Here is a 19,966-nt window from a genome sequence, read left to right on the forward strand (position 1 = left end):
TCGGCGGCGGGGGCCGGTCGGCGCACCGCACCGACGGGCCCCCGTCCCGAACGGGCTCGTCACTTTCCGCAGGCACCTCCGGGCGGGGCCGGTCGCCCCGTTCCGGCGGCGGAGCGGTTGGCGGCGGCCAGGGACAGCCGGATCAGCTCCCAACCGCCCTCCGGGACATCATCCTCCCTGTCGGTCCGCAGGTTCATCGGGTTCGCCATGCCGAGGTAGAGGGCCGAATCGTCGGCCACCATGGTGCGGATCCCGTAGTTGAGGTAGTTGCCGAGCCCGGTGGTGTCCACGGGCTTGGCAGGCCGGTTCGGGTTGTCGAACGCCCACAGGTCCGCGCCGTACGACGAGGCGCCGGCGGCGCCGAGCGTGGCTTTGACCTCGCCGCGCGACGTCCTGGCCAGGTAGCTCCAGTCCATGGTGCCGATGTACAGCGAGCCGCCGGCCACCACCATCTTCCAGATGTAGTTGTTGTAGCCGTTACCGAATCCCGCCGCGCCGAACTTGGGCGTGTACCCGGTCGGGGTCAGCCGCCACCCGCCCGCCCCGCCGTTGGCCTTCGGATCGAATGCCGGCAGTTTCGACTCGCCGTACAGAAGCTCGACCGACGCCTTGCCCTTGCAGGCGCAGGCGGAGTCGACGTTGCCGGCCCGGAAGATGCTCGCCGTGCGCTGCGTGTTCCGCACCGCGACGGGGCTTGCCTGCTTACGCTCCGGCTCGTAACGCTTCTTGTGCGCCTGCGTGCTCTTCATCGGTACGTGCATCGTTCCCCAGTAGAGGTAACCGCCGTACGAGGCGAGCCCGCCGAGGGCGTACGTCCCGGCCACGACGGGGTCCGGCTCGTACCTGGTCACGTTCCACACCTGGCTCCAGCCCTTGGCGTCGGCGGGGGTGAGGCCGGACTCACCGTCCGCCAGGCGCGGGCTCAGCCACACGCCGGGAACCCGGCCGCGGACACTGGCGCTGGGCCAGGTGATGAGCGCGATTCGTCCCTCGTGCGCGGTGATGTCCGAGACCTGCCCCGGCAGATTCCCCACCACCTTGAACCTGAACGGGTCGGACCTGGTGCCGGTCCAGCGCAGCACCGCGCCCCCGCCCAGGCCGTCGGGCCCCACGCCGACGCCGGCGTAGAGAGCGTCGTCGGCGACCACGAAGTTCCGGATGTTGCCGTATCGGGCGAGGGTCGTCGATCCGAGGAACCGGCCTGACTCGTCGTCGAAGGCGAACAGGTTGATGCCGACGAGAGCCGGCCCCCCGAGCAGCACGACGCCCCGGTGGGAGCCGGCGGCGCGGATCCCCACCGTCGAGTTCAACCGCAGCCTGTCCAGCGCGGACGCGTTGCCGATGTCGCTCCTCTTGTCGGTGAGTTGCCGTGTCCGCGTGTCGTAGCGGTACACGTCCGGTGGCCGCCAGTCCCCTCCCACCGCTGGGAGCAGCGGGTTGAACTTCCGCAGTTGGCTCTCGCCGTACTCGCACACGAAATCGTCGGTCTCGACCGGCTTGGTCTGCTTGAGGCCCGTCCCCGCGGTGAGGCAGTGGACGTTGGGGGCCGTCCCGAACCAGAGCTTGTCGCCCGACCTGGTCAGGCCCCACACGTACGCCTGGTTCACCTTCGGTACCCCGACCCTGCACGGCGGCCCGGGTGGATACGGCTTGCCGATGCCGGCGAAGCACTCGTCCGGTGCGGCCTTGGCCAGCAGTTCCGGCTCGGGGGACGCCGGTGCCGTCGACCCGTCGGTCAGGGGTGGTTGGTCCGCGAGCGCGAGTGTGTGTCCCAACGCATCCGTTCTGGAACGGTTGTGGGCCGTCGGAACGGCGGCGAGCAGCGGCATGGTCGCCAGGATGGCGGCGGGGAGCAGAGACCGGGTAAGGAGCCGGGTCCTATCCATAGATGGTCCTTAAGTTCGTAGGGCGGCGATGCGTCGGGCGGCTGGTGCCAGGACTTCGGGGTGCGGGCAGGTCAGATTTCGTTGGTCCTCGATTCCTCCGAGTCAACGTGAACGTGAGGCTGAAATCGGTTCTATCAGACAAACCCGACCTGACCGGCCAAAACGTCAAAGACCTACGCTTCTCGGTCGAGTGAGTCCTGCGGTGACGCGAGGCTCGTCGGCCCCCACGGCCCCGCAAAAGGTGAGGTAACTCCGCATACCCGAACGGTGACGCCGTCGTGACGGGGCGCGGCGAACATCGCTGGGGTGACACCCAGACGACGGGCGCGACCTCGGTCGTGAAGATCCGTAGCGCTGCCGCGCGGGGCCGGTCAGCACAGGAAACCCGGCGCGCCTGACCCAATCGACGGGAGTTCGATGAGTACCGCACCCGCCAGTCGCAATTTGGTGATCGTAATCAATCCCTGTGGTGCGGTTGAGCCCAGTCCGCGGATGGTGGCGGCCGCCGGTGCGGGCGGCGGGCTCGGTGTGTTCGACCTGGCCCGGGGCGACCGCCCGACGCTGCGGGCGCTGGAGCGGGCGGCGGCGGGATCGGCCGGGCCGATCGGGGTGCGGGTGCCCGCGGGCTGTGCCGCGACGGCGGCCGACGTGGAGCGCGCCGCGCGGGACCGGGTGAGCCTCCTCGTGCTGCCGGCGGACGGATCGTGGCCGCTGCGGGAGGCGGCGGAGCGCCATCGGGTGCTGGTGGAGGTGACAAGCCGTACGGAGGCGCGTACGGCGGCGGCGAGCGGCGCGTACGGGTTGATCGCGCGTGGTTCGGAGGCGGGCGGACGGGTCGGTGAGCTGAGCTCGTTCGTCCTGTTGCAGCAGTTGCTGGCTGACGAGGCGTTGGACCTGCCGGTGTGGGTGGCCGGCGGGATCGGGCCGCGGACGGCGGCCGCGTGTGTGCTGGGTGGCGCGGCCGGGGTGGTGTTGGACAGCCAGTTGGCGCTGATGCCGGAGTCGGATCTGCCGGAGGACGTGCGGGCCGTGATCGGGCGGATGGACGGCTCGGAGACGGTGCTGCGTGACGGCGTGCGGGGGGTGCGCCGCGACGGCCGGCCGGACGGCGCCGCCGCGTTGCTGCCGGTCGGTGAGGACGGCTGGTTGGCCGCGGTGTTCCGGCAACGTTGGCGGGGGACGGCTGCCGCGGTGCGCGGCATCCGCGCGGCGATCGCGGATGCGGTCGGGGACGCCGCGGCGGGTGGGTTGCTGGCGCCGGGTGCGCCGCTGGCGCGGGCGTTGGGTGTGCGGATCCCGGTGGCGCAGGGGCCGATGACGCGGGTCAGCGACGTGGCGGGGTTCGCGGCGGCGGTCGCCGGTGACGGTGCGTTGCCGTTCATCGCGCTCGCTCTCGCCGGCGGCGAACAGTCCCGGCGGATGCTGCGGGAGGCCGTGCGGGCCCTGGGGGAGAGCCCGTGGGGGGTGGGCATCCTCGGCTTCGCCCCCGAAGAGGTGCGGGCGGCGCAGCTCGCGGCGGTGCGCGAGGCCCGGCCGCCGGTGGTGATCGTCGCGGGTGGCCGGCCCGCGCAGGCCAAGGCCCTGGAAGCCGACGGCATCAACGTGTTCCTGCATGTGCCGTCGCCGGGGTTGCTGCGGCAGTTCCTGCGCGCCGGGGCGCGGCGGTTCGTGTTCGAGGGCGCCGAGTGTGGTGGGCACGTGGGACCGCGGACGAGCTTCTCGTTGTGGGAGGCGCAGGCCCTGGCGTTGGAGGAGTTCCTCGACGGCGCGCCGGTCGGGACCGACGGCCGCAGTTCCGCCTCCGCGGCGCCAGGCGGCGCTCCGGACGGAACGAAGGCCGCGCAGGTGCAGGTGCTCTTCGCCGGCGGCATCCACGACGCGCGCTCGGCCGCGATGGTGACGGCGTTGGCGGGGCCGCTGGCCCGGCGCGGTGTGCAGGTGGGCGTGCTGATGGGCACCGCGTACCTGTTCACCCGGGAGGCTGTCGAGTGTGGGGCGATCCAGCCGCTGTTCCAGCATCAGGCGATCGCGGCGACGGGTACGGCGGTGCTGGAGACCGCACCCGGACACGTGACGCGCTGCCTGCACAGCCCGTACGTCGACGACTTCCACCGGGTCCGGCACGAGTTGCTCGCGGCAGGGGTGGCCGGCCGGCGGGTGTGGGAGTCGCTGGAGGTGCTCAACGTCGGCCGGCTGCGGATCGCCAGCAAGGGCAGACGGCGCGAGGGAGGCGAACTGGTCGCGGTGGACGAGGCGGGCCAGCACGCCGAGGGCCTGTTCATGGCGGGCCAGGTCGCCGTGCTACGCGACGCGCGGACCACCGTGGCCGCCCTGCACGCCGGAGTGACCACGGGCGCCCAGCGCTTCCACGCCGAGCGCATCGCGGCGCTGGCGGCGACGCTCGGGCCGGGCGGCGAGGCGGCCGGACGGGCGCCGGTGCCGCCGCTGGACGTCGCCATCGTGGGTATGGCCTGCGTCTTCCCGGAGTCACCGGACCTGGCCAGCTTCTGGCAGACGATCCTCAGTGGCCGCGACGCGGTCACCGAGGTGCCCGCCGGGCGGTGGCCGGTGGACACCTACTACGCGTCCGAGGTGGAGCCGCGACAGGCGGGCCGGCTCAGCGTGTCGAAGTGGGGCGGGTTCATCGCGCCGATCCCGTTCGACGCGATCGGGTACGGCATCCCGCCGGCGGCGTTGGCCAGCATCGACCCGACCCAGCTGCTGGCCCTGGAGGTCGCACGCCAGGCCCTCCTCGACGCCGGGTGCGCGTCGGGCGTCGACCACTCCCGTACGGGGGTGGTGTTCGGCGCCGAGGTGGGCAGCGACATGGCGCACGCGCAGAACCTGCGCATGATGCTGCCCACCTATCTGGGGGAGGTGCCGGCGGAGCTGGAGGACCAGCTGCCCACCGTCACCGAGGACTCGTTCCCCGGCGTGCTGGCCAACGTGATCACCGGGCGGGTGGCGAACCGACTGGACCTGGGGGGACCCAACTTCACCGTCGACGCGGCGTGCGCCTCGTCGCTGGCGGCCCTGGACGCGGCGTGCAAGGAACTGGCCGCGGGCACCAGCGATCTGATGATCTGCGGCGGCGCCGACCTGCACAACGGCATCAACGACTATCTGATGTTCAGCTCGGCGCACGCGCTGTCGCCCACCGGCCGGTCCCGCGCGTTCGACAGCACCGGCGACGGCATCGCCCTCGGCGAGGGCGTCGCGTGTGTCGTACTCAAGCGGCTCGCCGACGCCGAGCGCGACGGCGACCGGATCTACGCGGTCATCAAGGGGGTCGGCAGCTCCAGCGACGGGCGGGCCCTCGGCCTGACCGCGCCGCGTGCCGAGGGGCAGCGTCGGGCGCTCGACCGGGCGTACGCGCGTAGCGGGATCTCCCCGCGGCAGGTCGGGCTGATCGAGGCGCACGGCACCGGCACCATCGTCGGCGACCGTACCGAGTTGGAGGCCCTGACGCGGCTGTTCGTCGAGTCGGGTGCGCAGCCGGGCAGCTGTGCGCTCGGCTCGGTCAAGTCGCAGATCGGCCACACGAAGTGCGCGGCCGGACTCGCGGGTCTGATCAAGACGGCGCTGGCGCTGTACACCGGGGTCAGGCCCCCGACCATCAACCTGACCCGGCCCAACCCGGTGTGGGATCCGGGGCGCAGCCCGTTCGTCTTCTACACGCAGGCCCGCCCGTGGAGCGCCCCGGCCGGCGAGCGGATCGCCGGGCTCAGCGCGTTCGGCTTCGGCGGCACCAACTACCACGTGGTGCTCGCCGCGCACGCACACACGGCCGAGCCGCGCCACGCCCGCCAGGAGTGGTCGGCAGAGCTGTTCTGCTTCCGCGGCCCCGACCGCTCCGCGGCGCACCGGGCGATGCGGCAGCTGGCCGCCGCGCTGCAGACCACCGACGCGTACGGCCGGCCGTGGCGACTACGCGACCTGGCCGCCACGGCGGCGGCACAGGCCGACCTGCGCTCCGGCCCCGTCCAGGTCGCGATCGTGGCCCGCGGGACCATCGAACTCGACCTGCTGTTGCGCCGCGCGCTCGCCGGCGAGCACGACCCCGGACGGGGACTGATCCAGCCGCCGCAGCAGCCCGCGGGTTCCGGCGCCGCCGGCGGGAAGGTGGCGTTCCTGTTCCCCGGGCAGGGCAGCCAGTACCCCGGCGCGTTGGCCGAGCTGTTCGTCACCTTCCCCGACCTGCGCCAATACCTCGAGCTCGGCGAGGAATGCGCGGACGTGCTCTTCCCACCGGCCGCGTTCGACCCGGCCGCGGAACGCGCCCAGCAGCAGCGCATCACCCGGATGGCCCAGCCGGTGCTCGGCATCGGCGGACTGGCCGTGGACCACCTGCTGCGTCGGCTCAACATCCGCCCCGACGTCGCCGCCGGGCACAGCTACGGCGAACTCGTCGCGCTGTGCGCCGCCGGCTCCTACGACCCGTCGACCCTGCTGCAGCTCAGCCGGCAACGCGCCGATGCGATCTTCGGCGCCACCGGTGACGATCCGGGCACCATGGCGGCGGTCGGCTCCACCGCCGAACGCCTCGTCCAGGTGCTGGCAGGTGCCGGTCTCGCCGACCAGGTCGTCCTGGCCAACCGGAACGCCCCCACCGAGCAGGTGATCTCCGGCCCCACTCCGGCGGTGCAGGCGGCGGTCACCGCGCTGAAGGCCGCCGGCCTGACGGCACGCCGACTCAACGTCGCCTGCGCCTTCCACAGCCCGCTCGTCGCCGCCGCCGTGGACCGCTTCGCGCAGGCGCTCGCCGTCCAGCCGGTCACACCGCCGGGCATCCCGGTCTGGTCCAACCGCACCGCCGCCGCCTACCCCGCCGCCGCCGACGGGGTACGGCACGAACTCGCCGCCCAGATCGGCGCCCCCGTGCGCTTCGTCGAACAGATCGAAGCCATGTACGCCGCCGGCGCCCGCACCTTCGTCGAGGCGGGCCCCGGGCAGGTACTCACCCGGCTCGTCCAGGCCGTCCTCGCCGACCGGCCGCACCTCGCCGTCGCCTGCGACCGGCGTACCGGCGAAGGGCTCCGTGACTTCCTCATCGCCGTGGCGCGGCTGGCGTGCGCCGGTGTGCCCGTACAGACCGGCTGGCTGTGGCATGGCCGCGACACCGTCGAGGCCACTGCGGCCGCGGCCGGCAGCCGCCCCTTCTGGACGGTGGACGGGCAACTTGTCCGTGACCGCGACGGTAACCGCCTCCCTGGCGGCATGACGCCCCCACGACGCATCAAGGAGTTGTCCATGACCGGAGCAACCGAACGCACCGCCAACGGTCGTGCTCATCGTAACGGGCGGGAAACCCCCGACGAGCTGCTCGCGGAGTTCCTCCGGACCAACCGGGAGATGATCGCCTCCCAGCGCGACGTCATGCTCGCCTACCTGGGCAACGGCACCAGCGATGGACCCCTCGCCCGGCCGCCGGAGACGCACCGCCCAGCGAGCTCGCCGGTCGACACGGCCGGCACCGCCGCGGGTCCACCGGTGCCGGGATCGCCGGTGCCAGCCATGGCAGCCCCTTTCGGCCCTGATTCCGCCGCCGCGCCGCCAGGCGCCGCGGTGGGCGGGACGGCGGGCGGGACGAAGACCGCCGTACCGGTCTCACCGGCGCCCGCGCCGACCGGTCCGCGCCTGCCGGTCCAGTCGGCCACGGTCAGCCCACCGGCCACGGTCAGCCCACCGGCACCGGTGGCGCCGGCACCGGTCGCGGTGCCGGCGGTCCCGCCATCCGACACCGGCGGGGCCCCCACCAGCACCGGCGGTGCGCCGGTCGCCGCGCCGGTCGCCACAGTCGTGGCGGAGCCGCCGGGTATCGACCTCCAGAGCGCGGTGCTGGCGGTGCTCAGCGAGCGGACCGGCTACCCGGTCGACCTGATCGATCTCGATCTGGATCTGGAGGCCGATCTCAGTATCGATTCGATCAAGCGGACGGAGGTGGCCGGTGAGGTGATCGCCCGGCTCGGGTTGTCGGCCGAGGGCGACGAGTCGGAGCTGGAGGAGCTGATCAAGGCCCGGACCGTGCGCGCGATGCTCGACCTGCTCACCACCCGGGTCAGCGATGCGGTCACCACCCCGGTGGGGGGTGACGCCGACGCTGCCACCTCGGCAGCCGCCGCCTCCGTCGTCCCAGCCGTGCCGGCGGGTGGTGCCGCCTCCGCCGTCCTGGCTCCGGCCGGCGCGCCCGTCGGCCCGGTCGGCACACCGGCACCGCCCGCGGCCGTGGCTGCGATACCGGCCGGCACGGACCTTCCGGCCGTGGTGCTGGCGGTGCTCAGCGAGCGGACCGGCTACCCGGTCGACCTGATCGATCTCGATCTGGATCTGGAGGCCGATCTCAGTATCGATTCGATCAAGCGGACGGAGGTGGCCGGTGAGGTGATCGCCCGGCTCGGGTTGTCGGCCGAGGGCGACGAGTCGGAGCTGGAGGAGCTGATCAAGGCCCGGACCGTGCGCGCGATGCTCGACCTGCTCACCACCCGGGTGAACGACGCCGTGGCCGCGACGGTCCCGGCATCGCCCCCGGGCGCACCCGTCGGGCCGGCACCGGCCGCGATGCTGCCCACGATCCCGGCACAGCCGCGGACGGCGCCGCCCGCGGCGACCCCCACGGGACACCAGGACCAGGAGCCGCGGACAGCGCCGGCAGCGGGCGGCGGGGCGCCGGCGGGTGGGGACGGGCGGCTGGGCGTCGCGCCGACTCGGATGCTCCCCACGTTGGTTCCGGTCCCGGAAGCGCCGACGCGACCGTCGACGGTGCTCGCGGGTGCCACGTTCGTGGTCACCGGCTCCGGTGCCGTGGCCGGTCAGGTGGTCGAGTTGCTGCGCCGGCACGGGGCGACCGTACGCACCGGCACGGCAGCCGAGCCCGGAGCCGTCGACGGCGTGGACGGACTGGTCCTGCTCGACGGGTTGGCCGGTGGACAGGTGCCGCTGCTACCCGGCGCGTTCGGGTTGATCAAACGGGTCCTGGCGGGCGGGCCGCGCTGGGTCTTCGCGGTCGCCGCCCCGAGCGCCGCCGCGGACGGCCTGGGTGGGCTGTTCCGCACCATCGCCCGGGAGTACCCGTCGACCACGGCGCGGCTGGTCCTCGTCGACCGCACGGAACCCGCGCAGGGACTCGCCCAGCAGATCGTCGACGAGTTGCTCCTCGACGGCGACACGACGGTGGTGCACCGCGGCGACGGCGGGCGGCGCGCGTACGACCTGATGCCGGCGGGCCTCGGGGCGCTGGCGGCCGGCGGCGCCGGCCCGGCCGGCGACGGCGTGGCAGAGGCCCGGGCGATCGGCCTGGACCGCGACTCGGTGGTCGTGCTGGTCGGTGGCGCGCGGGGCATCACCTCCTGGTTCGCACGTGCTCTCGCAACGGCTGCCGGGTGCCGCATCGAGCTGGTCGGCCGTACCCCACTGCCGCAGGGCCCGCCGGACCCGGTGTTGGCGGCGGCCACCGACGCGGTGGCGCTGCGGGCGGCGCTCGCCGGCCAGGGCATCGGCTCCCCGGCGACGATCGCCCGCACGGCTCAGGAGATCCTGGCCGGCCGGGAGGTCGAGGCCACCGTGCGGGAACTGGGCGAGCGGGGAGCCCGGGTGCGCTACCACAACCTCGACGTACGTGACGCGCAGGCGACCAGGCAGCTGATCACCGCGATCCACGGCGAGTACGGCCGCATCGACGGGCTGGTGTACGCCGCCGGGGTGATCGAGGACAAGCTGATCGCCGACAAGGATCCGCAGTCGTTCACCCGAGTCTTCGACACCAAGGTGACGGGCGCTCAGGCGGTGCTGGGCGCGCTGGAGGGCCTGCGCTACCCGCCGAGGTTCGTGGTGCTGTACGGCAGCATCGCGGCGACGTACGGCAGCCGCGGCCAGAGCGACTACGCGGCAGCCAACGACGCCCTGGAGGCGATCGGCACCCGCTGGAGGGTCCGTACCGGCAACCGCTGCCTGATCGTCCACTGGGGACCGTGGACGCCGGTGGAGGGCCACGGCGGCATGGTCACCGCGGAGCTGAGCCGGGCGTACGCCCGGCGCGGCATCCGTCTGATCGACCCCGAGGACGGCGCGCTGAGCCTGCTGGGCGAGCTGGCCTGGGGTGATCCTGCGGACACCGCCGTCGTCTACGCCGCGTCGGGCTGGTGATCGGATTGCACGGCGACCAGATCGCGATCGTGGGGATGGCCGCGCTGCTGCCCGGCGCGGGTGACCTCGACAGTTACTGGCGCAACCTGGTCAAGGGGTTCGACGCGATCACCCAGGTGCCGCCGCACCGGTGGGATCCGGAGTTCTACGACCCGGCGCAGGCGCACCGGCCGGACCGGGTGTACTGCCGCCGCGGCGGCTTCGTCGACGACTTCGCCGCCTTCGACCCGCTGAGGTTCGGCATCATGCCGGCGTCCGTCGCGGACATCGAGCCGGACCAGCTCATCGCGCTGCAGGTGGCCGCCGCGGCCATCGACGACGCCGGTGGCGGCGACCGGCTTCCCGCCGGTGACCGTGTCGGCGTGATCCTCGGTCGGGGTGGCAGCATCAGCCCCGCCGCGGCCCGGTACGCCCTGCGGGTGCGGATGTCCAGCCAGACGATCCACCTGCTCCGGGAGCTGATCCCGGACCTGCCGGAGAGCCGGTTGGAGGCTGTGCGGCAGAGGTTCGACGAGCGGCTCGGCGAGCACCGGCCGGAGGGGACGATCGGGCTGGTGCCGAACCTGGTCGCCTCCCGGGTGGCCAACCGGCTCGACCTGCGCGGTCCGGCGTACACGGTGGACGCCGCCTGCGCGTCGTCGCTGGTCGCGGTGGACCAGGCGATCACCGAGCTGACCAGCGGCCGGCTCGACGCGGTCCTCGCGGGAGGCGTGCACCACGTGCACGACATCGGTTTCTGGTCGATCTTCAGCCAGCTCGGCGCGCTGTCCCGGCGGGGCGAGATCCGGCCGTTCGACAGCGCGGCGGACGGGCTGCTCATCGGCGAGGGCACCGGAATCGTCGTACTCAAGCGGATGGCCGACGCGCGGCGCGACGGCGACCGGATCTACGCGGTGATCCGCGGCAGCGGAGGGTCCAGCGACGGGCGCGCCGCGAGCATGGTCAACCCGGTCAGCGCCGGGCAGGTGCTGGCCGTCCGGCGGGCCTGGGCGGCGGCGGGACTGGACCCGACCGCCCCGGACGCGCTCGGCCTGCTGGAGGCACACGGCACCGCGACGCCGACGGGCGACGCCGTCGAGCTCGCCACCGTCGCCGAGGTGTTCGGCCCGCACCGGGGCGGGGTACGACCGGTGATCGGCTCGGTGAAGTCGATGATCGGTCACACCATGCCGGCGGCCGGCAGCGCAGCCCTGATCAAGGCCGCCCTGGCCGTGTACCGCGGCGTGCTGCTGCCGACGCTGCACTGCGACACTCCGCGGCCGGAGCTGGAGCGTACCCGGTTCGCGCCGATCAGCGGCGCCCAGCCGTGGGAGAGCGACGGACCCCGCCGCGCCGCCGTCAACGCCTTCGGCTTCGGCGGCATCAACGCCCACATCATCCTGGAGGAGGCGCCGGACGCCTTCGCGTCCCGTCGGGGCGGCACGGGCACGACCGGGCCGGCGCCGCGCGCCGTGACGGCGCCCGCGGCGACGGCGGCCGGCCAAGCCACGGCGGCCGGCCAAGCCACGGCGGCCGTCGAACAGCCCGACGAGGTGCTGTGGTTGGCCGCCCCCGACCCGGCCGCACTGGCCCGCCTGCTCGACACCGACGACCACGCCGTACGCGCCCTCGGCGCCGCCCGGGCCCGCGGGGCCGGTCCCGCCGGCGCCCGTGGTCCGGCGGACGAGCGCTGCCGGCTCGGTGTCGTCGCCCCCGACACCAGACGCCTCGCCACCGCCCGACGCGCCGTCGCCAAGGGGCAGCCCTGGCGCGGCGCCCGCGACATCTGGTTCAGCCCCACCCCGATGCTCGCCGACGGCTCCCGAGGCCAGCTCGCCTTCGTGTTTCCCGGGATCGAGGCGGAGTTCAGCCCGCGCACCGCGGACGTCGCGGCGCACTTCGGCCTGCCCGACCAGCACTGGTCCGCCGACGACCTCGGCCGGCACGCCGCCGGCGTGATCGAGCTCGGCAAGCTGCTCAACGACGCCCTGCACCGCATGGGGATCACCCCACAGGCGGTCGCCGGGTACAGCATCGGCGAGTGGACCGCCGCGGCCACCACCGGGATGATCAGCCCAGCGTCCATGGGCGGGTTCCTCGCCACGTTCGACTCGGCGGCGGTGGAGACGCCCGGCCGCGCGTTCGCCGTCGTGGGCGGGGCCGCGCAACAGGTCACCCCGCGGCTCGCCCGCTACCCGGGGGTGGTCCTCTCCCACGACAACGCGCCCGCCCAGTGCATCGTCAACGGGCCCGAGAACGAGATCGACGGCCTCGTCGAAGCGCTGCGCGGCGACGGCGTCCTGTGCCAGAAGCTGCCGTTCCGCGCCGCCTTCCACACGCCGGTGTTCGCGACCGGGCTGGAGTCCATCGGCGGGGCCCTACCCAGCTGGCAGGTCCGACCCGCCCGGGTACCGGTCTGGTCGACCACCCTCAAGGCGCCGTTCCCCACCGAGCCGGACCGCGTGCTGGAGGTCTCCGCACGGCACATGCTCGAACCGGTCTGGTTCCGGCAGACCGTCGCGGCCATGTACGACGCCGGCATCCGGGTCTTCCTGCAGGTCGGCGCCGGGCAGCTCGCCTCGGTCATCGCCGACAACCTGCGCGGCCGCGACCACCTCGCGATGCCGGTCAACGTCGCGCATCGCGGCGGGCTGAACCAACTGCGTCGGGTCGCCACGGCGCTGTGGGTCGAGGGCGCCGCACCGGACCTGCGCGCCCTCGACACGACGACCACGGGTCGTGCCCGGGCCGCGGCGCCCGCCACCGACCAACCCGCCCGCCGTCGCCCGGTCATGCGGCTCGACCTCGGCGGCGCGCTGGTCCGCCTCGGCGAGGGAGCCGACAAGCTGCTCGGCGTCTCCGTGTCCCCGCCGCGGGCCGCCGAGGCCCCGCAGGCGGCGGTGCCCCCGCAGGCCCCTGCCGGCGCGTCGAGATCGCCGGCCGTGGCGACGCTGCACAATCTCACCGGGCACTCCAGCGCCGCCGCGGAACTCGCCTCGCTGTTGACCGACCCACCGAACGGCGCGGTCGGCGGCGGTGGCAGCGGACACCCGTCGCCGATGCCACCGCTGCACGCCCACCGTACGGTCCTGCGGGTCGCCCTCGACACGATGCCGTACCTGCGCGACCACTGCTTCTTCGTGCAACCCGACGACTGGCCCGACCCGGAGGACCGCTGGCCCGTGGTGCCGGGCACCACCGCCGTACAACACATGATGGACGCCGCCCAGCAGGCGGCCCCCGGCATGCGGGTCGTCGGCGTGCGCGGCGCCCGGTTCAACCTCTGGTGCATCGCCGCGCCGCCACAGGACGTCGAGATCACGGTCAAGCCCGCCGGTCCCGGCCAACTCGCGGTGACCTTCGGCAGCTACGCCCGTTCGACGATCGAGGTGGCACCGGCCTACCCGGCCGACCGTCCGGCGGTCTGGCAGCACGACCCCGCCACGGAACAGCCGCCGCGGATCAGCGCCGAGGAGATGTACGCCGAACGGTTCGTGTTCCACGGCCCCCTGTTCCGCGGCGTGACCAAGGTGCACGCCGTCGGCGACAGGCACATCCGCGGCGTGGTGACCGCCCCGTCCCCGCCCGGTGGGCTGCTCGACAGCACGTTCCAACTGGTGGCCAACTGGATCGTCACGACGCAGCCGTACTCGGCGCTGCCGGTGGGGATCGGGCACGCACGGTTCTTCGGGCCGCCGCCGGCACCCGGTACGACGTTCGAGTGCATCGCCCGCGCGCGTTCGACCGACGACACGCAGCACGTCTTCGACATCCAGCTCGCCCTCGACGGCCGGGTGTGGGCGCAGCTCGAGGGCTGTGTCGAGCGGCGGTTCAAGAGCCACCCCACCGTGCCGGAGGAACGTTTCCCGGAGCGCCACTCGATGTCGCTGCGGCAGCCGGAGGGCTGGGCCATGGCCTTCGACTGCTGGCCGGACCTGGTCACCCGCGGCATGACCGCGCGCGGCATCCTCGGCAACAGGGGCTACATCGACTACGAGCGGCAGCCGCCCAAGGCGCGCAAGCAGTGGCTGCTCGGCCGGATCGCGGCCAAGGACGCCGTCCGCTTCCAGCTGTGGGAAGGCGGCCACACCGATGTGTACCCGATCGAGCTGACCGTCACGAACGACCCGAACGGCCGCCCCCGGGTGCGCCCACGCCCCGGCCGCGGCTTCCGCGACTGGGACGTCTCACTCGCCCGCGTCGCCGAGGTCGGGGTTGCGATCGCCGCGGCCCGCGAGCCTGACGCGCCGCCCGGCGCACCCGGCGTCGGCATCGACGTCGCCGAGATCACGGAGCCGCCGGAGGGCGCGGTCGCGTCCGCACTGTCGGAACCAGAGCGACGGATGCTCGACTCGGTGACGGCCGGCGACGGCGACCGGTGCCTGTGGTTCGCCCGCTTCCGGGTCGCCAAGGAGGCCGCCGCCAAGGCAGAGGGCACCGGACCGGCCGGCGACCCGCGACGGTTCAGGGTGGTGGCCGCCACGTCGGCCGCCCTGACCGTCGAGGTCGGCGACCGTGTCTACCAGGTCGCACATCGAGAGGTGTCCAATCCCGAAGGCCTTCCCCCGAGGCGGTACGTCGTCGGCTGGACGTGGGGACCGGAGCCTGCCCACCGGACCGGCCGCCCGTAGCGCGAGCACGAGAGGGGACATCACATGTCTGTGGACCAGGCCAGGATCCTCGCCGAAGTAGCCGAGATGTTGCACGCGATCCGCGACGACGCCGGCGTCGACGGTGAGATCACCATGGCGACCAGGTTCCAGGACGACCTGGAGATGGAGAGCATCGACGTCATCTCCCTCGCCGGCCGCCTGCAGGTCCGGTACGGCAACGCGGTGAACTTCGCGCAGTTCGTCGCCGGCCTCGACCTGGACTCCGTCCGGGAACTGCGGGTCGGTCAACTCGTCGAGTACATCGCCACCGCGCTCGCCGGGACGGAAGCCGGGGACGGCAGTGCGGACGCCGGCCTCGGCAGGGCCGGCCTGCCGGCATGAGCATCGTGCGGGCCAACGGGCTCTCCGTACACATGGAGCAGCTCGTGCCAAGCGAGGCCGGGTCCGGGGCGGCCTCCGGCCCGACCGCCGTGTTGATCCACGGCCTGGCCGGCGACAACCTGGCGAGCTGGTATCTCAGCCTGGCCCACCCGCTCGCCGCCGCCGGCTTCCGCGTGATCATGTACGACCTGCGTGGGCATGGAAACAGCGAGCGCCCGCCGGAGGGCTACACGCTGGACGACTTCGTCGACGACCTGGCGGCGTTGCTGGCCGTGCTCGACGTGACCGGCCCGGTCCACCTGCTCGGCAACTCCTTCGGCGGTACGGTCGCGTTCAGCTACGCGGCACGCCACCCTGAGCGGGTCGCCGCCATCGTCGCCGTCGAGTCGTCCCCGCCCACGGCGGCATGGTTCGAGCGGGTGGCCAGGCGGCTCGACGCTGCCGCCGAGCACCTGCCGCACGACCATGTGCTCGCCAGGATCAGCGCCGAACGCGGGGAGCGCGCCAGCCGCCGGGCCAGGGTGGCTCGCGAGGTGCTCGCTGCCACGAGCCTCGCGCGCGACCTGCCGGCCAGCCGGCTACCGGCCGAGGAGCGGATCGCCGCGATCCGGTGCCCGATGCTGTGGCTGTACGGCGGATGCTCAGCCGTGGTCGATCTGGCCCCCGAGGTACGGCGGCTGCTGCCGGACGCGCGGATCGTCACCGTGCCCGGCCAGAGGCACTCCATCCTCATCGACCAGCCGGCCACCGTCCGCGACATCGTCCTGTCCTGGCTGCGCCGGGACGGCGGCGTCCACCCCGGCCCCGGGGAGGCCGCAGCCGCGCGTGACGGGCGGGACCAGCCACCTTCACCCGCTGCTTCGCATTGATTCCGCATCACTCAGGAGGCTGTCGATGGATTCACCGAACCCCGATCAGGCCATCATCATCAGCACCGGTCGGTGTGGGTCGACGCTGCTGTCCGACCTGATCGCCGAGCAGCCCGACACGCTGTCGGTCCAGGAGTTCTTCGTGCCGGTGGGGTCCTGGATCGACGACGAGGAGAGGCTCAGCGGTGTCGAGTACTGGTCGAGGTTGAGCAGACCCGGCCCGGAACTCACCACCCTCTTCCGGATCGGACTCGCGCCGCCCGAGGTGCGCTACCCGGAGGACGGCCGGTGGGCCGGCAACCTCGGGGAACTGCCGCGACTCCTGGCGACCACGCTGCCGAAGATCTCATCCGACCCCGACGACCTGTACGACACACTGGCCGAGCTGGTGCCCGGGTTTCCGGCCCAGCCGGCGGCGCGGCACCATCAGATGTTCCTGGAGCTACTGACCTCGCTCACCGGCCGACGGCGCTGGGTGGAGCGCTCCGGGGGCTCCAGTCATATCGCCCCGTCTCTGCTGAGGACCTTTCCCACTGCGAAGATCGTCTATCTGACCCGCAACTGGGTGGACACCGCCGAGTCGATGAGGCGCCACTCCTACTTCCAGCTTCTGGAGCTCCGTATGGATTCGTTCCGCCGGTACGGGCTCGACCCGTTCCAGGTCGCCGCCGGCGAGTCGGTGCCGGAGGAGATGGAGCGCTGCCTGCCCGGCCGGCTGACGGCCCGGACGCTGCGCGATCGCGGCCGGGAGGTCGGGCGTTACCTGGCCCTGTGCGCGTTCCTCGCCAGCGAGGCCGAGCAGGCCATCGCCGACGCCGGGCCGCGGGAGGTGCTGACGATGACGTACGAGGACCTCGTCGACGACCCGGTGACGCAGCTCGGTCGGCTGGGCCGGTTCCTGGGCTTCGACGAGTGGGCGCAGTGGGCGCACCGGGTTGCCGGGTCGGTGCAGACCCGCCCCCGTGGGCAACGAGGCGGCGGCTCTCGGAGGGCGGCCTGCGCCGGGAGGTCGTGACAGCGCCTGAGTCGTCCTTGCCGGACTGCCTATCGACATGCTTAGATGCGTCGTCGCTGGTTCATGCGCTCGCGGCTCCGGTCGGCGTGTGGGGTGGACCTGGGCGCCAATCGCATTGATGCCGGCAGTCGATGCAACTAGGAGGAAATGTTGTCCACGCGTAGTAGCCGCATTCTGCGCGGCGTCGTCGCCGTGCTGACCACGGTTCTCACCACCGCGGCGGTCAGCGCCGCCAGCGCCACCGTGGCCTCGGCCGCCGTCAACACATCCCCCAGTTTCCTGGTCGTCTACAACAACAACATCGAGAACTGGCTGCCCGAATCCTGCGCCGACGGCAAGATCTGGGATCGGCTGGTCACCTACATCAAGGGCCGGCCGCTGAGCCCGGACATCTTCACCGTGCAGCAGGTCTCGAACCAGGCGCAGCTCGACGTGCTGACCCGGTACCTCTCCGACGAGCTGCCCGGCACGTACGCCGGCCAGATCGCGATCGCGGAGCCGGGCTCGATGGGCTACACCAGCACCTGCGGCATCATGAAGAACCAGCAGACCAACGCGGTCATCTATCGTTCGGACCGGTTCACCTACGAGGCTGCCACCCGCTGGCGCTCCGACGCCCCGGAGGACTACGACGCGGGCACTGGCCCTTGCCGGAACCTCGAACCGACCAGGAGCAGCCAGGACCGGGTGCACAACATCGCCGTCCGGTTGCACGACAACGTCGCCAACCAGAAGGTCTCGGTGGCCTCGATCCACTGGCCGACCAACACCTGGTACGGCCCGAAGTGCGCGGCCGAGAACATCAAGGAGGCCGACGAGGCGATGGGCCGGCTCGGCGGCGATCTGAAAATCGTCGCGGGTGACACCAACGCCGAGCCCGACGACGCGGGTTGGTGGCTCGACGGCAAGAGCTACGGGTACCGCGACCCGATCGCCGAGAAGTGCGGCAGCCGCAACTGCTCGTCGGCGTACGACACCCTCGGCAGCCGGCGGATCGACTTCCTGCTGGTCAAGAGCGGCAACGGCTTCAACAACGTCGGGACCATCAACACGACGCTGACCGGTGGCGACTACTCGGACCACCTCGCCGTCGCCGCCTACGTCAACTACTGACGACCGATACCCGGCGGCACCGATCGCCGGCCGGCCGTGTTCCGGGCTGGCCTCGGTGGGCGGTGCCGCCGTCCGGACCCCGCGAGACCCGCTGCCGCTGGCCGCCCCCGCGCCTGCTCCTGGGGATCCTCAGGCGCGCAGCCCTTCCCCGGTGGCGATGATGGCCTTCTCGAACCACGCCGCGGTGTTCCCCGCCGATCGGGTCCAGACCGCGACGCACTGCACCACCCGGCCCTGGTGCAGGCAGCCGTAGCGGTGGGGAAATGGCGTGCCGTCGGGGAGCGTCATGGTGGCGGTCACCGCGCGGCCGGGCACGCCGACCCCGGCCGGCAGGTCGGCGGCGGTGTGCCCAGCGGTCACCTGACCCGCCTCCACGTCCTGGCCGCACGTCTCCAACAGGTCGAAGATCCGCCGTACGGCCTCGGCCGCCACCGCCTCGTCCGGGTAGACCACAGTCTCCTGGGTGACCTCGGCGAACTCCTCCGGTGCGGTGCCGTCCGGGGTGCCGAAGACGTGCGTCACCGCGACCAGGCGCCGGTCCAGCAGCGGCAGCGGTTGGCCGCACGCCACCCCGTCGGAGTCCAGCTTCTCGTCCGTGTGGGCGGGATCCTCGGCCAGCCCGACCAGGCGCCCGGTGGCGGCGTGCCGGTCCCGCAGGCCTCGTGCGGCGCCGCCGTCACTGGGCGAGAGAGCGACCAGGGCCGTGGCCGGCGCTGCGGGCGTCGACCCGCCGGTGGCCGGAGCCGGGTCGCAGGCAGCGGTTGACGCGAGTACGGCGAGGAGAGGCACCGAAGTGGACAGACGTCGGACCATGGCGGCGAGCATAGGCTGCTGGTGGTCGGAAGGACGGGGAGGCGGACACGTGACGGTCGAAGGGTTCACCGAAGAGGGATACGGCGCCGTACGGCAGGTGTTCCAGCGCCTGGTCGACGAGGGGCGGGAAACCGGCGCCGGGCTGTCGGTGTGGCGGGACGGCCGGGAGGTGGTCCGGCTCAGCGGGGGATGGGCCGATGCGGAGCGGCAGCGCCCGTGGCGCGACGACACGCTGGTTCAGCCCTACTCGCTGTCGAAGACGTTCGCCACCCTCGCCGCGCTGGTGGCGGTCCGCGACGGCGCGCTGGCCCTCGACGAGCCCGTCGCCGCGTACTGGAAAGAGTACGGAGTGAAGGGCAAGGAGCGGACCACGCTGCGCCAGGTGCTCACCCACCAGGCGGGGCAACCCCGGTTTTCGCGGGAGGCCGCGCACCTGGACCTGCTCGACGACGCCGGGCTACGGGAAAGTCTCGCGAGGGCGGCGCCGGAGTACGCCCCGGGCACCGCGCTGGGGGAGCACGCACTGACCTACGGCCACCTCATCGACGGGATCCTCCGAGCCGCCACCGGGCGCAGCCTCCAGCAGGTGTTCGACGGTGTCGTGCGACCCGCGCTCGCCCTCGACGCCTGGTTCGGCGTGCCGGACACCGAACTCGGACGTGTCGCCGATCTCGAGTACGCCAGCCCGGACTGGCCGCGACAACTGCCCGCGGCGCAATGGCTGCAGATCCCCGACGGGGCATTGGACACCCGCCGGACAAACTCCCGTGCCTGGCGGCAGGCGGTGTTCGCCGCGGCCAACCTGCACACCACCGCGACCGCCATGGCCGGCTTCTTTTCCTCCATCACGGACGAACAGGGGCCCCTGCGTGAGCTGCTCGGTCCGCGGTTGCACGCCGAGATGCTCGCCTCGCAGGTCACCGGCCACGACCACGTGTTCGGCACCAGGCTCACCTGGACGCTTGGCTTCATCCGCGACCGCGGCAAGATCGCCAAGGGCGGTATCGGTGGCTCCGCCGCCTGGTGGTCCCTCAACCACCACCATTCCTGCGCCTACCTCACCCGTCGGCTGGACGACCACTCCCGAGCGGCCCAGATCGCTGCCGCACTCGGTGACGACCTGGCCGTGGTCGGCGAGGACTGAGCACCTGGTGA

9 protein-coding genes are annotated in these 19,966 nt (G+C 72.9%); 7 read left to right on the forward strand and 2 right to left on the reverse strand.

The window, feature by feature from the left end:
- Positions 1-59: 59 nt before the first annotated feature.
- Positions 60-1,886, reverse strand: coding sequence for a hypothetical protein (locus ABGB16_RS06550; protein WP_347667045.1), 1,827 nt, complete (start codon positions 1,884-1,886; stop codon positions 60-62).
- A 492-nt stretch (positions 1,887-2,378) separates the two neighbouring features.
- Between ABGB16_RS06550 and ABGB16_RS06555 the strand changes: the two genes are divergently transcribed.
- From ABGB16_RS06555 to ABGB16_RS06580, 6 genes are all read left to right on the forward strand, one after another.
- Entirely contained in the window at positions 2,379-10,028 is a 7,650-nt protein-coding gene (locus ABGB16_RS06555) for an SDR family NAD(P)-dependent oxidoreductase (protein ID WP_347667046.1), read from the forward strand.
- Entirely contained in the window at positions 10,025-14,638 is a 4,614-nt protein-coding gene (locus ABGB16_RS06560; RefSeq protein WP_347667047.1) for a beta-ketoacyl synthase N-terminal-like domain-containing protein, read from the forward strand. The genes ABGB16_RS06555 and ABGB16_RS06560 overlap by 4 nt, the downstream gene beginning before the upstream one ends.
- A 24-nt stretch (positions 14,639-14,662) precedes the next feature.
- Positions 14,663-15,001: a phosphopantetheine-binding protein gene (locus tag ABGB16_RS06565; protein ID WP_347667048.1), complete on the forward strand. Its 339-nt coding sequence runs from the start codon at positions 14,663-14,665 to the stop codon at positions 14,999-15,001.
- The gene (locus ABGB16_RS06570) at positions 14,998-15,870 is read left to right on the forward strand and encodes an alpha/beta hydrolase (RefSeq protein WP_347667049.1); all 873 of its coding nucleotides are present in this window, start codon (positions 14,998-15,000) and stop codon (positions 15,868-15,870) included. The genes ABGB16_RS06565 and ABGB16_RS06570 overlap by 4 nt, the downstream gene beginning before the upstream one ends.
- Before the next feature lie 25 nt (positions 15,871-15,895).
- Entirely contained in the window at positions 15,896-16,885 is a 990-nt protein-coding gene (locus ABGB16_RS06575; RefSeq protein ID WP_347667050.1) for a sulfotransferase domain-containing protein, read from the forward strand.
- Positions 16,886-17,035: 150 nt separating this feature from the next.
- The gene (locus ABGB16_RS06580) at positions 17,036-17,998 is read left to right on the forward strand and encodes a hypothetical protein (RefSeq protein ID WP_347667051.1); all 963 of its coding nucleotides are present in this window, start codon (positions 17,036-17,038) and stop codon (positions 17,996-17,998) included.
- Between the two features lie 129 nt (positions 17,999-18,127).
- On the opposite strand, the gene ABGB16_RS06585 is transcribed toward ABGB16_RS06580, so the two are convergent.
- Entirely contained in the window at positions 18,128-18,811 is a 684-nt protein-coding gene (locus ABGB16_RS06585) for a hypothetical protein (RefSeq protein WP_347667052.1), read from the reverse strand.
- A 49-nt stretch (positions 18,812-18,860) separates the two neighbouring features.
- Between ABGB16_RS06585 and ABGB16_RS06590 the strand changes: the two genes are divergently transcribed.
- On the forward strand, positions 18,861-19,955 hold the full coding sequence (locus tag ABGB16_RS06590) for a serine hydrolase domain-containing protein (protein ID WP_347667053.1): 1,095 nt from the start codon (positions 18,861-18,863) through the stop codon (positions 19,953-19,955).
- Positions 19,956-19,966: the final 11 nt, after the last annotated feature.

This window comes from Micromonospora sp. B11E3 (genome assembly GCF_039871625.1).
Taxonomy (GTDB): Bacteria; Actinomycetota; Actinomycetes; order Mycobacteriales; family Micromonosporaceae; genus Micromonospora.

Coding starts and splice junctions, on each gene's coding strand:
- ABGB16_RS06550 (WP_347667045.1), bottom strand. CDS start 1,886: ATGGATAGGACCCGGCTCCTTACCCGGTCTCTGCTCCCCGCCGCCATC.
- ABGB16_RS06565 (WP_347667048.1), top strand. CDS start 14,663: ATGTCTGTGGACCAGGCCAGGATCCTCGCCGAAGTAGCCGAGATGTTG.
- ABGB16_RS06575 (WP_347667050.1), top strand. CDS start 15,896: ATGGATTCACCGAACCCCGATCAGGCCATCATCATCAGCACCGGTCGG.
- ABGB16_RS06585 (WP_347667052.1), bottom strand. CDS start 18,811: ATGGTCCGACGTCTGTCCACTTCGGTGCCTCTCCTCGCCGTACTCGCG.
- ABGB16_RS06570 (WP_347667049.1), top strand. CDS start 14,998: ATGAGCATCGTGCGGGCCAACGGGCTCTCCGTACACATGGAGCAGCTC.
- ABGB16_RS06555 (WP_347667046.1), top strand. CDS start 2,379: ATGGTGGCGGCCGCCGGTGCGGGCGGCGGGCTCGGTGTGTTCGACCTG.